The sequence below is a fragment of the Sporosarcina sp. PTS2304 genome (assembly GCF_003351785.1).
GTDB lineage: Bacteria > Bacillota > Bacilli > Bacillales_A > Planococcaceae > Sporosarcina.
The window spans coordinates 1,482,136-1,497,029 of the sequence record NZ_CP031230.1; the positions used below are offsets into that span (position 1 = coordinate 1,482,136).

General features: G+C 38.7%; 11 protein-coding genes. 1 reads left to right on the forward strand and 10 read right to left on the reverse strand.

All coding sequences use genetic code 11. The annotated features are described in order from the left end of the window. Positions 1-79: 79 nt before the first annotated feature. Together DV702_RS06970 and DV702_RS06975 are read right to left on the reverse strand one after the other, a co-directional pair. Entirely contained in the window at positions 80-1,627 is a 1,548-nt protein-coding gene (locus tag DV702_RS06970; protein ID WP_114924115.1) for a solute symporter family protein, read from the reverse strand. A 13-nt stretch (positions 1,628-1,640) separates the two neighbouring features. Further along, entirely contained in the window at positions 1,641-1,967 is a 327-nt protein-coding gene (locus DV702_RS06975) for a DUF485 domain-containing protein (RefSeq protein WP_114924116.1), read from the reverse strand. Between the two features lie 447 nt (positions 1,968-2,414). On the opposite strand from DV702_RS06975, the gene DV702_RS06980 reads away from it, so the two are divergent. Further along, positions 2,415-3,083 (forward strand): GntR family transcriptional regulator, encoded by a 669-nt coding sequence (locus DV702_RS06980; RefSeq protein ID WP_114924117.1) that lies wholly within the window; start codon positions 2,415-2,417, stop codon positions 3,081-3,083. A gap of 423 nt (positions 3,084-3,506) precedes the next feature. Here the strand turns inward: DV702_RS06980 and brnQ are convergent, their stop codons facing one another. From brnQ to cysK, 8 genes are all read right to left on the reverse strand, one after another. Beyond that, a complete protein-coding gene (brnQ, locus tag DV702_RS06985; protein WP_114924118.1) occupies positions 3,507-4,856 on the reverse strand; it encodes a branched-chain amino acid transport system II carrier protein in 1,350 nt (449 codons plus the stop codon). Between the two features lie 407 nt (positions 4,857-5,263). Continuing rightward, positions 5,264-8,338: an AAA family ATPase gene (locus tag DV702_RS06990; protein ID WP_114924119.1), complete on the reverse strand. Its 3,075-nt coding sequence runs from the start codon at positions 8,336-8,338 to the stop codon at positions 5,264-5,266. Then, positions 8,335-9,486: an exonuclease SbcCD subunit D gene (locus DV702_RS06995; protein ID WP_114924120.1), complete on the reverse strand. Its 1,152-nt coding sequence runs from the start codon at positions 9,484-9,486 to the stop codon at positions 8,335-8,337. The genes DV702_RS06990 and DV702_RS06995 overlap by 4 nt, the downstream gene beginning before the upstream one ends. Before the next feature lie 25 nt (positions 9,487-9,511). Then, complete coding sequence (locus tag DV702_RS07000; RefSeq protein ID WP_114924121.1) at positions 9,512-10,228, reverse strand: NAD-dependent deacylase; 717 nt, start codon at positions 10,226-10,228, stop codon at positions 9,512-9,514. 874 nt (positions 10,229-11,102) lie between these two features. Beyond that, positions 11,103-12,104 carry an aliphatic sulfonate ABC transporter substrate-binding protein gene (locus DV702_RS07010; protein ID WP_114924123.1) on the reverse strand — a complete coding sequence of 334 codons (1,002 nt, stop codon included), beginning with the start codon at positions 12,102-12,104 and terminating at the stop codon, positions 11,103-11,105. Positions 12,105-12,132: 28 nt separating this feature from the next. Continuing rightward, positions 12,133-12,888: an ABC transporter permease gene (locus DV702_RS07015; RefSeq protein ID WP_114924124.1), complete on the reverse strand. Its 756-nt coding sequence runs from the start codon at positions 12,886-12,888 to the stop codon at positions 12,133-12,135. Then, entirely contained in the window at positions 12,821-13,663 is an 843-nt protein-coding gene (locus DV702_RS07020; RefSeq protein WP_114924125.1) for an ABC transporter ATP-binding protein, read from the reverse strand. Before DV702_RS07020 ends, DV702_RS07015 begins: the two co-directional genes overlap by 68 nt. Before the next feature lie 265 nt (positions 13,664-13,928). Continuing rightward, entirely contained in the window at positions 13,929-14,855 is a 927-nt protein-coding gene (gene cysK, locus DV702_RS07025) for a cysteine synthase A (protein WP_114924126.1), read from the reverse strand. Positions 14,856-14,894: the final 39 nt, after the last annotated feature.

The following is a 14,894-nucleotide window of genomic DNA, read 5'->3' on the forward strand; positions in this document are numbered from 1 at the left end:
TTACGTCATTCAGTACAAAAAAGCTCCCTCTTCTAAATAACTAGTAGAAGAGGGAGCGTTAGTTGAATGTTAGAAAGGATTAGATATCAAGCTCTTTGTATCCAGTTTCTGCTTTGAAGCGAACCTCTGCATACGTGATTTCATCTTTTTCTACACGCTTCGCACCAATCATTGTACCAATCCATGCAGCTAGGAAGCCTGCTGGTACGGACACTATGGCCGGGTTAGCGTAAGGGAAAATTGGATTACCAGTGATTAGAGTAGCTCCTTCAACTGGGTTCATAACACTAGGGCTAATAGCAACTAATACTAATGCAACGATCAAACCTGTAAGCATTGAAGCTACAGCTCCTGTAGTGTTGAATTTCTTCCAATAAATTGTTAATAGAATTGTAGGAACGTTAGCGGATGCAGCAACACAGAAAGCTAGTGATACTAAGAACGCTACGTTTAACTTTTCAGAACCTAATGCTAGAAGGATAGAGAACACACCGATTGCGATAGAAGCCCAACGCGCTGCATTTACTTGCTCCTTCTCTGTTACTTTACCGCTCTTGAAGATTTGTCCATAAATATCGTGAGCGATTGCAGAAGCACCAGAAAGTACTAGACCTGCAACTACCGCCAAGATTGTAGCGAATGCAACTGCTGCTACGAATGACTCAAGCGCATCTCCACCGAGTACACCGGCAAGCATTGGCGCTGCCATATTACCAGCAGCATTTTCTGCGATAATCGCATCTGCTCCAACGAATTTAGCTGCACCAAATCCAAGGAAGATGGTCAATACATAGAAAATACCGATGATCCAAACTGAATAAATAACTGAAGAACGTGCTGTTTTCGCATCTTTAACTGTGAAGAAACGCATTAAGATGTGTGGAAGACCAGCAGTACCTAAAACTAGTGCAATTAATACAGAAATTAATCCAACAGTATCTTTATAAACAACTCCGGAGTTAAGGAATGCTTCACCGTGTGGAGTAGCTGTCTTCATCGCATCGAACATACCGATGAAGTTAAAATTGAATTTCATAAGTACTAAGAATGAAATAATGATCGTACCAGCCATCAATAGAATAGCTTTAATGATTTGCACCCAACTTGTTGCAGTCATTCCACCGAATAGAACGTAAATTAACATCATTGTTCCAACAATAAGAACCGCAATCCAATATTCAATACCAAATAATAATTTAATAAGAGCACCGGCACCAACTAATTGTGCAAGCATGTAGAACATAACGATTGTGATCGTGTTTAATGCTGCAGCACCACGCACTTTCTTCGCGCCAAAACGAGCACCAATCATATCTGCCATTGTAAATTTACCTAAGTTACGTAGTGGTTCAGCGATTAAGAATAGCACAACAAGATAAGCTGTAAGCCAACCGATACTATAGTAGAAACCGTCGAATCCGTTTAATGAAATTGCACCCGCAATCCCTAAGAATGATGCAGCTGATAAGTAGTCACCCGCAATAGCCATACCGTTTTGCCAACCAGTCAATGATCCTCCAGCCGTATAGAAATCACTCGCTGTAGTTGTTTGCTTAGCTGCCCAGTATGTAATGTAAAGTGTTAACACAATTACTGAGAAGAAAATAACATATGAAATCATACTCATGAACACAACCCCCTTATTTTAGAACGTTTTTCTCTATAATCTTATCTACGTCAGTATCAAAATGTTTCGCTTTATTCATATAGATGGAAGTGAATACCCATACCATTACGAACATTGAAAATGCATAAATCCAAGTGAAGTTCATAGCCCCGATTGCAGGTTTTTCTAATATTGTTGTATACCCTGTCAATAGTGGTAGTGCAAAGTAAGCAGCGAAGAAAAAGATAACATAAGGACGTGAAAACGTTTGCTTTCTTTTCACCAATGCTTTGAAATCATCTGTTTGAACAATTTTCTCATAATCTAGTGTAGACTTCCCACGTGTTGTTTGATTAGCCATTTGATTAATCCCCTTTCTATATTGAGTTCAGCAAGTAAAACGTTAGAAAATCCCCCCATTCGTCTTGAAACCGCTTTCAACATCTAATTAAATAGATAATATGTCACAGCGGGTTAAGACAACCTTTTGTTATAGTACACATGTAAACAATACCAAAGGTTTACTTCTTTTGCAATACCTTTTTTTGAAGATTTGTAAAATTAAATCTATCGAAATATCGCGAATTGGTATAGACATTAATCTACCAAAAGCGTATCAAAGTTACAAGAACAATTTTAAAACCACGTGAAATGTTTTTTGATTCCCTTAGAATTTAACGTTCTTTTTTCCAGTTAAAAATAATAACACTGTTCAATAACAGTAAAAAGATGTAGTATATTGTATATCGGCTTATAAGGAAATGACCTTATAAAACAGACTTATACTAGAGAAAGATGGTGTGATATTTTGCCTATACCTACTAACCACGCACAACCTGTACGTAAGACTGCGAAAGAAAATGCATTTAGTCAGTTGCAAAAGTGGATTATTGATGGCACACTTCAACCGGGTGAAAAACTGAACGATGTCGAACTTGCTGAAGCGTTAGGTGTCAGCCGAACACCTATACGTGAATCTCTTCAACTGTTAGAAGTTCAAGGTTTCGTTCAAATGTTTCCTGGAAAAGCTACACAAGTCACTGAAGTTGATCGTGAATCTATTTCCGATTTGCTTCCCCCATTAGCAGCATTACAAGCATTATCAGCGGAACTGGCTATCCCTAACTTAACTGACAATGTCATCAAAAAACTGCGAGATACAAATAAACGCTTCGCTCACGCTGTGGAAAAAGAAGACTATTTCCAAGCTTTAAAAATAGATGAGCAATTCCATCAAATAATTGTAGACACTGCAGATAACTCTTATATTTCTTCAATGCTCGTCTCTCTACAAGCACATGTTCGTAGATTATTTTTTCACAACTCTATTATATTGACGGAAAAGTCCATTGTAGAACACGACCAAATTATCGACCTAATGAACGCCCGTGACGGTGAACAAGTGACGAAAGTGATGCGTGAGAACTGGTTACGCGCAATAGAAGAATTTTACTCTGTAGAACAAGTCAATGCATAATGATTGTTACAAAGCGAATTGGTACAAAAAATAAGGGAGTGCCGTAGGTTCTTCTATAGAAAAAGTGAGTTGTTCTGTGGTGTACTGTTCGTAAGTAATCTTTGGATTGCGCATAAAAAATCGTCCTTTCGTAGAGTGGGTTTGGTAACTTTATTCTACTAGAAAGGGCGATTTTTTTGTACCTATTTGAAGCAAGATATCGATTGGAGTGGAAGGCGACCCCTCCCGAACGCGTCCGCCTAGAACGGAAAGGAACGGCGAAGAGAGGATTCTTCTATTCGTTTCACGAGAAAAAGGGCTGTCACAGAAACTCAGTTCTCACTGACTTTCTGGACAGCCCCTTTATTGTTTAACTTTGTTATTATACATAAAATTTTTAACAGGATTTATAACGGTACATGATTAGTTTTTCTTACATATGTTCTATCGGCATGTTTTATTAACTAGTACTGACAGAAGAGATACAATCAGCGAAACTACTAGAACTGGCACTAACCAACCGATACCTTGCTCATAATATGGTATATATTCTATATACACATTTTGAATATACTCTAGCCAATTCGGCATTTTTTTCTTAATTAACGTATAAAACTTCACTAGAGCTTCAATCACACTAATGAGAAATGCTGTAAGCGTCGCAGTCTGATAAACGATTTTAGATTGACCGAATAAAGGACCAGCAAATGTTAATAACATCAGAACCATAGCAAGTGGATAAAGTAATACGAGTACTGGTAAAGAATAGTTAATAATATTATCTAATCCGAAATTGGCAACAGTCAGGCAAAATAACGAAAAGAATACAACATATACTTTATAACTAATGCGAGGAATGATTGAATGGAAGTATTCCCCGCAAGCTGTTAACAAACCGATAGCAGTTGTTAAACATGCTAACATAATAACCACGCTTAACAATACAAGTCCACTAGATCCCAACAAGTACGATGCTGTCTGACTTAAAACAGGCCCCCCGCCATTCAAATAACCGAATGGCTCGACAGATGTAGCACCCAAATATGCAATTCCTAAATAAATTACCGCTAAAAATCCAGCAGCAACAAATCCTGTCTTTGCAGTCGATGTCAAAATTTGTTTTTTACTCTTTATACCCATTGCATGTAAAGCGTTTATAACAATTATTCCAAACACCAGTGAAGCTAGTGCATCCATTGTATTATACCCATCCAAGAAACCTGTGAAGAACGAGTTGTCTGCATACAGCTCCTGAGGAGATTGAATAGTCCCCATAGGATGTAATAACGTCATACTAATTAGACCAATTAATATAATAATAATGAGTGGTGACAAGTATTTACCTACACGATCAACGATTTTCGCAGGATTAAGTGATAACCACATACTTATTCCAAAAAACACGATAGTGAAAATTAAACGCGCTGAATCGATTACTTGTTCTTTCAGAAAAGGTGCGACACCAATATCAAATGCCACTGCACCTGTACGAGGAGCCGCAAAAAACGGTCCGATAGTTAAATATAATATAGCAGTAAATATAATTGCGTACACCGGATGAATTCGACTGGCAAGATCCTGCAAATCTTTCTTTCCTGAGAACCCAATAGCCAAAATACCTAGAAAAGGTAACCCGACTCCAGTAATCAAAAATCCTAACATAGCGTTCCAAGTGTTTGTCCCAGCCAACTGACCTAATTCTGCAGGAAAAATCAAATTACCTGCTCCAAAAAATAAAGCGAATAACATAACTCCTATAACGAGACTTGACGAAAATGACAATTTCTTCTCCATGCGGCAAAAAATCCTCCTACTAGCGACTATAAATTATGTATGCGATATATTGCGTATTCCCATAGTACGCTGACGCAAGTAGAAAATCAATACATCTGGAAATCATTTAATTATTGGTTTTATTGCTAACTTACTGACTACTTAATCAGTTATATTCAATGGAGTTCCTTCTATTATATATATCGATATGATTACAACTCATTTGAGTAGATGATTCTTTTAATATGCGCGCTTGTTTTACCTCTAAATAACACGTGTTGCGAATCATTATACTTAAATTTTCCATTTTATTTATGCTGGATAAAGAAATTTATATATTCAAAATTAAAAATCTCAAAAGTATACAAAGGATTACCTCCTTGGATACTTTTGAGGTTAAATATCATTCACTCAACTTATTTGTTTATTTAACTTAAAATTAATTTGGTTTTACTATACCCTTCTTTCATTTTCGTCACTAATAAAGTGGCAGGAATCGCCTCTTTCATCTCTTCAATATGTGAAATTACACCGATCATTCTTCCTGACTGTTGAAGTGCGATTAACGTATCTATAGCTTTCTGTACAGCTTCCTCGTCAAGCGCTCCAAATCCTTCATCAATGAACATAGTCTCCATCCGCACAGCACCTTGAAAACTTTGAATGACATCGGCCATTCCTAGGGCTAAACAGAGAGAGGCGTTAAACTTCTCTCCCCCTGACAAAGTCTTTACATCTCTCGTTTGTCCTGTATATGCATCGTGAACGTCTATCCCAAGTCCACTCTGCCTTCCACGTGTCTCTTGGCGATCACTTCGAACCAATTCGTATTGACCATTAGACAATTCTCGTAAACGTATATTTGCAGCTTGAATGATCCGCTCCAAATACTCGATTTGAATATAGCGCTCAAATGAAATCTTTAATCGATTCTGACCACGTATAACATCATATAAGTTCGTTACTTTCCCAAAATTTTCTTCTAATGAAACAATACGTGATTTACTCATTTCCAGTTGCTTATAGAAGTCATCTGCCGCTAGTTTCCATGCTTCCATTTGATTGTATACTGTTAATGCTTTCTCATACTGTTCTTTTGCTTGCTGAACCTGTTGTTCAATTATATCCAGTTCTACAAGTTGTTTTCCTTCCGTTGCGATCATTAACTCTTCGATTGTTGTTTTTACTGTATGTAGCTGTTGTTCATAGGATTGTAGAATATGCTGTATTTCCTTTCTGCGATCAATAGCTAATTTCACCTTTTGATACATTGTTTCCGAATCAAATCCTTGTTCTTTAAGGCGCTTTTCAAAAGTATGTTTACTGTTTATCGCCTTTCCTTCCATTTCAGCAACAGCCTGCTTTTCCATTTGCTGACGTGACTCAAGCTTTGTTTGCGCATTGATAGCTTCGTTAAGTTGTTGCTGAACTCGTGTCCAAGCGTCTTCCAGTCGTTCACTAAGTTGCTCTTTTTCTTTAATTTTTCGTTGTAAGTCCGAAAGTTCCCTAATTTCCTCAGGGATAGTTGAAATCGAATGAGTATAGAGCGCTTGTTTAGTTTGCCACTCACTATTTCTATCGTTGCGCAGTTGTTGTAATTCTTTCAATTTTTCTTTCTGTGTTTCTTGGGCGGTTTCCAATCGCTCATTTGTTACTTTTTTACCTTTTAAAGTTTCCCGATTTTTCCGTAAAACAGCTACTTTCTGCGATAATTCCAGTTGATCTTTCTCATAATCATGCTCTAAATCGACATGTTGCTCTGCAAACTCTACCTCTATTATTTCTAATCGCTGGAGTAGTTGTTGTCTTTCCACTTGCTTTACATGAAAATATTGAACTTTTACTTGCAATTCTTTCTTCGCTTCGTCTACTTCTCGTTTAGTTACTTGTTGCTCATTGGTTTGTACTGCCTTTGCAGGGTGCTCCTGACTACCACATACTGGACACGCTTCTCCTGCATGTAATGAAGATGCTAATAGCTCTGCTTGATTACTTAACCAAAGGCTCTCAAGCTTCTCGTAAGTAACTGTACTCCTTTCATATTCAGACGTAGCCGTTTTATACTGCTCGTCTACTTCGTTAAACACCGACTGTTGGTAGTGATAGTGTTTTACACGTTTGGCAATATCAGTTACAGCGGATAATTGATCAACGAAATACTCATATTCTTCCAATGTACTTTCAAGTTCGTTTATTTCATTCTTTTGTGAAGTAATGATGTTTTGTTGTTTTTCTATTTCTTGAAGAACCCGTTGTAATTGGCTATCAATCTGCTTCACATTTTTATGTAGACCTTCTATTTCTTGAAGCTGCAAAGTTAGACCAGAGACAGTTGGTAAAAAGCTTTTTAATTGTGTAAGCTCTTCTTTAATTACTGTACGCTCTCGTTCCTTTGCTTGTTGTTCTGAATGATTTACTGTTATTTCCGCTAATTTTTGATTTGCCGTCGTCAGCATTTCAACTGCTTCTTTATAGCTGTTTTCTTTATGTTTCAGCTCCACTGTATTTGTTTGAACTTGTTGTTCCAAGTCTTCTAGCATGGCCGCACGCTCTGCCGCTTGAAGCTGTTGCTTGAAAAGCCTCATTTCTTCTGCTTGTTCTTCAAGTTGCGTAAGCTCCTGCTGACGTGTAGCAAGCGCTTTACATTGTTCGTTACTATAGCGTGCACTGTATAATTCTTTTTGTTTTACGTCGTGCAATTTATAAAGAGTTGCATATTCTTTATGACATTCAGCAGATTGTTGTGTGTAGTGTAAGTGCTCTTCGTGAAGACCTAGCATAATTTGATTATAGTTCGGATATTCTGATGTTAATTCGTTAAATAATATAGACTCTCTTTTAGGCAACTTTGCTGGAATTTGATGAAGAATCGTATCACTCATTTGTTTTTCCTGTATATACGCACTATAAGCTTCTTCTTTTTTCCCTTTTAGTCGTTCTACTAGTTTTTGATAAGGTTCTGTCTTAAAGATTTTCCGCATAATCGCTTCTTTATTTGTCGTATCAGACGTTAAAAACTTACGAAACTCTCCTTGGGGCAGCATCATAATTTGACTGAATTGTGCATGTGTAAATCCGAGTAACTGCTCTATTTTTTCATTTACTTCAGTAACAATTTGCCGATCCACTACAGGAATGGATTGTCCTTCTTTCATTTCATATAACTCACAACGACCAAGTGTATCCGATTTATTGCCTTGTTTTCTATAAGGTATTTGACGTAAGACATGAAATCTCCGCTGATGAATATCAAAAATCAACTCGACTGTTGACTGAACAGCATCATCCGCAAACTGACTCCGCAGCGCTTTCGTATCCGTACGATCTTCTCCACTCGCCTGACCATACAACGCAAAACAAATTCCATCAAAAATCGTAGTCTTTCCCGCTCCTGTTTTACCTGAAATAACGAATAACCGGTGTTCTTTCAAGTCACGAAAATCCACGACCTCTGTATCTTTATATGGCCCAAACGCTGTCATCGTTAGTTGTATCGGCTTCATGCGTTATCCTCCCCATTCACTTCCCATAATATCTCTTCGAATAATTTAGTCGTCTCTTCATCCGCCTCTTCTCCCAGCAATTCTTTATAAAAAGAAGAAAACATTTCTCGATCATCTTGACGCTTTTCGACATCTACTGTACTACCTAAGCTGTCTGTCGATGAAACGAATTGTTTTCGCTCAACATGCATAGCATTTGGAAAAACAGAACGAATCTTTTCCATCGGTTGAATAACAGGCACCGTATCCAGCAGTTTCACAAATACATAGTCTTCATTTGGTGTCATCGCGAGGAGTTCCTCCATTGTGGCTTCTATTGTACGGACATCATGTAATGGAGTGAGGTACTTTTTTTCAATTTCAACTTGACCATCTCCCAGTAAATTAACAAGCAAATATCCTTTTTGATGGTTTTCTTCAGAAATAGAATATTTTAAAGGGGACCCTGAATAGCGTATCGTTTCATTGCCAACGAAATGCGACCGATGTAAATGACCGAGCGCTGTGTAATGAAATTGCTCAAATAGGTCTGATGAAACATATTCTGCTCCACCGATAGATAGCGGTCTTTCAGCATCACTGGTATTTTCTTCTTTTTCACCATGTGGTGTAATGAACGCATGACCAATAAAAACGTGTCTTGCACTTTCATCTTTCTTTTTATTTATCATGTCAATAATTTTCCTCATCGCTCGTTGATGACTAGTGACTGATTCATCTTCAAATACATGACTAACGATTGATGGATCTGCATAAGGCACGAGATGAAAATGCACCTCTCCGTGAGAATCTGATAGAGTGATTGGTGCTAACTCTGCATGTAGTTCGCCTGTTATAAATAGACCTTGATTTTTCATAAACGTACTGCCAAAGTGCAAACGACTTGGACTATCATGGTTTCCAGCAATGGCAAGCACAGGGATTTTCAGGTTCATAACAATTTCTTGCAATACTTCATTTAACAATCCCACAGCGTCAGTTGGCGGAATTGCACGGTCATATATATCTCCTGCAATAATGATTACATCTGGTTTTTCTTTCTTAATATCCTTGATGAACGCTTGCAGTATGTAACGCTGATCTTCTGTCATATAGACACCTTGGACTAATTTCCCAAGGTGCCAGTCAGCTGTATGGAATATTTTCAAACGTGACACTCCTTTGTCTCTAAAATTAATGTAATAATAGATCATTTGCTTCTAATAGCACTTCACCAATCTTCCGTTCATGAACGACCAAGTCTGCCAAATAATCTAATTCAGTTGGTTCTAAGTTAATAATGACAAGTTTGGCTCCTGATTGTTTAGCTATCAGCGGGAATTGGTTTGCTGGCGTGACTGTTAATGAGGATCCGAGTACGATAAATAAATCTGCTTTTTCGCTTTCAACTATCGCTTGAAGAAATGGTTCTTCAGGTAGCATTTCACCAAATAACACGACAGATGGACGTAATTTCCCGCCACATTCACAATAGAATTCATCATTTTCATAACGTTCATTATCATACACTTGTCCACAAGTTTCGCAATGTACTTTACGTAACGTGCCATGTAATTCCATGACATTTTTAGAACCGGCCATCGTATGAAAGCCATCCACATTCTGGGTGATAATACCTTTTATTACACCTTCACGTTCCCATTTCGCTAAAATTTTATGACCTTGATGAGGACCCGTGCCTTTCGCGGCAAGTACACGGTGTTTATAAAACTGAAAAAACTGTTCCACGTGTTGATTGAGCGCAGTGACACTTGCTACTTTTGATGGGTCTTCCATTTCCCACATACCTGTTTTAGAAGAACGAAAATCTGGCAATCCACTTTCTGTCGACATTCCTGCACCCGTATAAACAATCGTACGCTTTGACTCCCTCAATAGATCTGCTAGCATCTCTCTCATCCTTCCTTACATACGAAATTACGTTCTCTATATATAGTAGCATAATTTTTCAAACTTGTTGCTCAACCATATTATGTACTCTGCAAGCTCCCGGCTTAATTTAGTATACGTAAGATAGTTTAATAGCTCTTTGAATTTAGTGAAACTAAGTGTAGATTTCTGATATGTCGTGTTCGTTCATGAAAGTAGAAGTTTAGATGGAATGTGGTGAGGTTGACTTAGAGAGTCATGCGGCTTACGCTTCCAGACGATACGCTTTCCGGAGGGGGCGCGGTGGACCTGACCCTCCCGGAGTCGATCGTCTTCCAGCTTCAGCCGTACTTTGTGTAGGCAAGACAGTTTGATCACTCTTTGTATGTGGTGAAAGACCAACATCAGCTACTATGACTATTTCGATGGACTGAGTGGAAAAAGCAATGACTCTATATGTATTCAATCAGGCAATCCAAAGCTTCACCCACACTGTTCAGGAAGTAGAGCTTACCATACTCTATTTCTGGACGAACACAAACTGACTTCCCGACACAAACTCAAGGATTCTCCCGGAAGAACCGGCGACTCCTGGAGGATCAGGAAGAGCCGTTGCGAAGGACGGCTTTTGCGAGTGAAGCGCAGCGAGAAGGAGCACATCTTTGCACTTGACAGGCGTAATCGCCAACGCACTTCTGGCGAGTCCGGCGCGTCCCCTCAGGAAAGCGTCCGGTTCTGTAGGGAGAATTCTAACACGTACACTATTTTTCTGCACTGCACAGGAGAAGTCACTTACCCAACTCCAACTTTTGGACGAACCCCAACTGACTCCATAAAAAAAGAATCTTCCTAGAAAATCAGATAGTACTGATTCTCGAGAAGATCCCGCAAACTATTAGTTAGATGTGATTTCTGAAATTACTTTTAAGTCAATCAACCCATCAATATCATTCGTTTTAATATAGTCAGCTTCCTGGCTAATATCAGCCATTTCTTGCAAAACTTCTTTATTTACTTCTGTAGTAACTTCGATACGACTGAATGCTGCTTCTAATTCATCTGCACCTAGTTCCTTGCCAGTTAAATCTTTAATATGTTTAACGACAAGTGCCTGTGCTTCTTCTGGCTCGTCACGCACAAACTGTACTGCTTTGGCATGTGCTGATAAATAAGCTTTCACTAAATTATCATGTTCCAAAAACTTATCACTCGTTGCGACAACTGTATTTGTAGAATCTTTCCCCCAAGCAAAATCTTCCCAATCTAAAAGCAACTTTCCTCCCGCTTGGTTTTGTAAAATATAGCCCCATGGTTCTTGAGTAGCTGCACCGTCTACTGAATTCTGAATGAATAATGTTGCTGTATCCGCAGGAGCTGCTGCGAAGAACTCTACAGAACCGCCGTTTGCTTTTGCTTTCAAATCAACGTCTTTTAATGCTTTACGCAACATTACGTCCTGTGTACTACCGATTACTGGAATGGCAATACGTTTACCATCTAAGTCAGCTAATTCTTTAATATCACTATCGCCGTCTGTCACTAATACGGCACCGCCATTTACTGCTCCTGAAACAATATGGTATTTTGGATCTTTCACAAAATAGTTAATCACGGGACCAGGTCCTACAGTTCCGATATCAATTGAGTTTGAAGCCATCGCTTCCATGAACAATCCGCCATTACTTACTGTCTTCGTCGAAATTTTAATATCTTCTCCGAATTCCTCTGCAAAATAATTTTTTTCCAAACCGATAATCGTTGCGATATGCGTTAAGTTCGGAAAGTAACCAATTTTCACTTCATTTTTATCTACTTCTGCTGCTTCTTTATTGCCACATCCAGCTAATAATGCCACAACTGCTACCGCTGAAAGTAAACCACCTAATAATTTCTTCATATTCTTTCCCCTTTTCTTATCAAGCGAATTACGCTCGAATTCCCCATTTTCTTTCTACACTTCTTTCCAATCGCAAGAATAATACATTGTCCATAATTGTACCGATGACGCCGATAATAATCATCACTGAAATCACTAAATCCATTTGACCTAAAGCGCGTCCTGCTTCAAGCAACTGTCCTAATCCGACGCTTGCTCCGAGCAATTCCCCTGCCATAAGCGCGCGCCAGGAGAAAGCCCAAGCAATTCGTAAACCTGAAATTAATTGTGGGACGGATGCAGGTAGTATGACTGTCCGCAAAAAGTGAAAACCACCTGATCCAAGAGATTTAGCTACACGCTGATAAAGTACTGGTACGTTCTTGAATCCGCTAGTAGCATTGACAATCATGGTCCATGTAGCACCTAATGTTACAATGAATAAAATAGCAAAATCATTTAAACCAAACCAGATAATCGCCAGTGGGAACCATACAATACTTGGAATTGACTGCAAAGCTGTAACTAAAAAACCTAATGTATCTTCAATCAACTTATAACGCCATATTAAGTAACCTAATATAAGTCCAAGAACAGAAGCGATCGTAAATCCAATGAGCAAGCGGCTTAAACTCGCCCCTATCGCAATTAAAATTTGACCCGAGATCAGTCCTGAAAATAAGGTAGACATGACTTGAGTGAAACTCGGAAACATAAAGTCGGGTAATTCTGATACTCTAGATGTGACTTCCCATATCGCCACTAGTATCCCGAGAAACACTATTCGTCTTAAAGCTGTAGTCATCGCCCATCTCCTCCTTCAGCACTTTCTCAATTTCATCTTGTAATTCTGCTAAAATCTGTTTTTCCAGTTTCAACATTACGTCATTAGGTTCAATACCATCTTTTGAATCTTTCGAATTAAACACCGCTTTAATCTTTCCTGGCCGAGTCGCGAATACAACAATTTTTTGTGACAGTAAAACCGCTTCACGAATATTATGAGTGATGAAAAAAACAGTAACTTTTGTTTTTCTCCAAATATCTAATAATTCTTTATGCAGAACCATACGCGTCTGTTCATCCAATGCTGCAAACGGTTCATCCATTAACAAAATATCCGGCTCCATAACGAGTGCTCTTGCAATGGAAACACGTTGCTTCATCCCACCTGAAAGTTGATGCGGATAGGAATGTACGTAATTTCCCAAATGAACCATTTTCAGCATTTCAATCGCTTTTTCTTCTGCTTCTTTTTTCGGCATCTTTTTAAGAAGTAATCCGTATGTCACATTATCAAGTACCGTCAGCCATGGAAATAATCCTGCTTCTTGAAAGACTACAACACGGTCAGAACCCGAACCAGTCACAACATTTCCATTGATACTAATCGTCCCCGCATCTGCTTTTTCAAGACCTGCAATCAAATATAGCATTGTAGATTTACCACAACCTGAAGGACCTACGATAGAAACAAATTGCCCCTTCTCTACTTCTAAATCAATGTGATCTAAAACTTTTACTGTTCCCTTTTCTTTGTGGGGAAAGCTTTTTTCGATTCCATTAATTGATAAGTACATTGTAATTCCCCCTATGTATCTTTTTCTTTTTACGGGTTATTTTTAATCCCTACTATCTTCATATGCTTATCTATGTATATACTCTACCATTCCTGTTGGTTTTGTCAACACTATTTCAAACTTTCTTTTTTTGATTGAATGATTTTATTTTTACTGCCACAAAAAGTTTGATAGTTAGGCTTTATAAACGTTTTATCACAATAAAAAAACTGGCCGGAGAATCAGACATTACTGACTTTCCGGACAGCCCTTTTTTCTTTAGAAATCATTGAAACAAATCACTGGATAGATATCTCTCTCCAGAATCAGGCGCGATACAGACGACTGTGTCTTCAGACGTCAATCGTTTCGCTACTTGTAAGGCCGCATATAGTGAAGCTCCACCAGAAGGTCCTAATAGCACACCTTCTTGTTTCGCAAACTCGCGCACGGTTCTATACGCATCCTCGTCTTCAATACGGAAAATTTCATCATAAATAGTTGTATTTAAAACGGATGGAATGAAACCCGGACTTGTCCCGACAAGCTTATGCTTACCGGGTTTACCTCCTGACAACACAGGAGATCCTGCAGGCTCTACTACGTGTACTGTAATGCTTGGGTCGTGGTGTTTAAGAGATTCTCCTGTACCTGTCACCGTCCCTCCCGTACCTGAAGTACAAACAAATGCGGTAAGTTTACGATCAATCGAAGCAATCGCTTCTATAATTTCCACCGCAGTCGTGTGGCGATGACTATTTGGATTCGCTTCATTTTCAAACTGCATAGGAATAAAGCTGTTTTCAATGGATTGTGCAATTTCATTCGCTTTTGCAATGGCTCCCGGCATGCGTTCAGCACTTGGAGTCAAAACTACTTGTGCACCGTATGCCTTCATTAAGTTAATCCGTTCTATTGTTGAATTATCAGGCATGACGAATATAGCAGGATATCCCTTAGCAGCTGCGTTCATCGCGAGACCAATACCCGTATTACCCGATGTTGGTTCGATAATAGTAGCGCCTGGTGTGAGCAGTCCACTTTTTTCTGCTTCGACAAGCATTTGATAAGCTGCGCGGTCTTTCACACTTCGACTTGGATTAAAATATTCCAATTTAACATAAACTTCAGCATCGCTTGATTCACCGAGTGTGCGAACCTTTACTAGCGGCGTATTCCCGATCAATTCAGCCATATTATTTACTACCTTCATTAGTTACACCTACTTTTCATTAGTTGTCTACGCATTGAG

Excerpts from the sequence above, each read along its gene's own strand:
- DV702_RS07010 (WP_114924123.1), bottom strand. The coding sequence starts at position 12,104 with ATGAAGAAATTATTAGGTGGTTTACTTTCAGCGGTAGCAGTTGTGGCA.
- DV702_RS06975 (WP_114924116.1), bottom strand. The coding sequence starts at position 1,967 with ATGGCTAATCAAACAACACGTGGGAAGTCTACACTAGATTATGAGAAA.
- DV702_RS07000 (WP_114924121.1), bottom strand. The coding sequence starts at position 10,228 with ATGCTAGCAGATCTATTGAGGGAGTCAAAGCGTACGATTGTTTATACG.
- brnQ (WP_114924118.1), bottom strand. The coding sequence starts at position 4,856 with ATGGAGAAGAAATTGTCATTTTCGTCAAGTCTCGTTATAGGAGTTATG.
- DV702_RS07015 (WP_114924124.1), bottom strand. The coding sequence starts at position 12,888 with ATGACTACAGCTTTAAGACGAATAGTGTTTCTCGGGATACTAGTGGCG.
- DV702_RS07020 (WP_114924125.1), bottom strand. The coding sequence starts at position 13,663 with ATGTACTTATCAATTAATGGAATCGAAAAAAGCTTTCCCCACAAAGAA.
- cysK (WP_114924126.1), bottom strand. The coding sequence starts at position 14,855 with ATGAAGGTAGTAAATAATATGGCTGAATTGATCGGGAATACGCCGCTA.
- DV702_RS06990 (WP_114924119.1), bottom strand. The coding sequence starts at position 8,338 with ATGAAGCCGATACAACTAACGATGACAGCGTTTGGGCCATATAAAGAT.
- DV702_RS06970 (WP_114924115.1), bottom strand. The coding sequence starts at position 1,627 with ATGAGTATGATTTCATATGTTATTTTCTTCTCAGTAATTGTGTTAACA.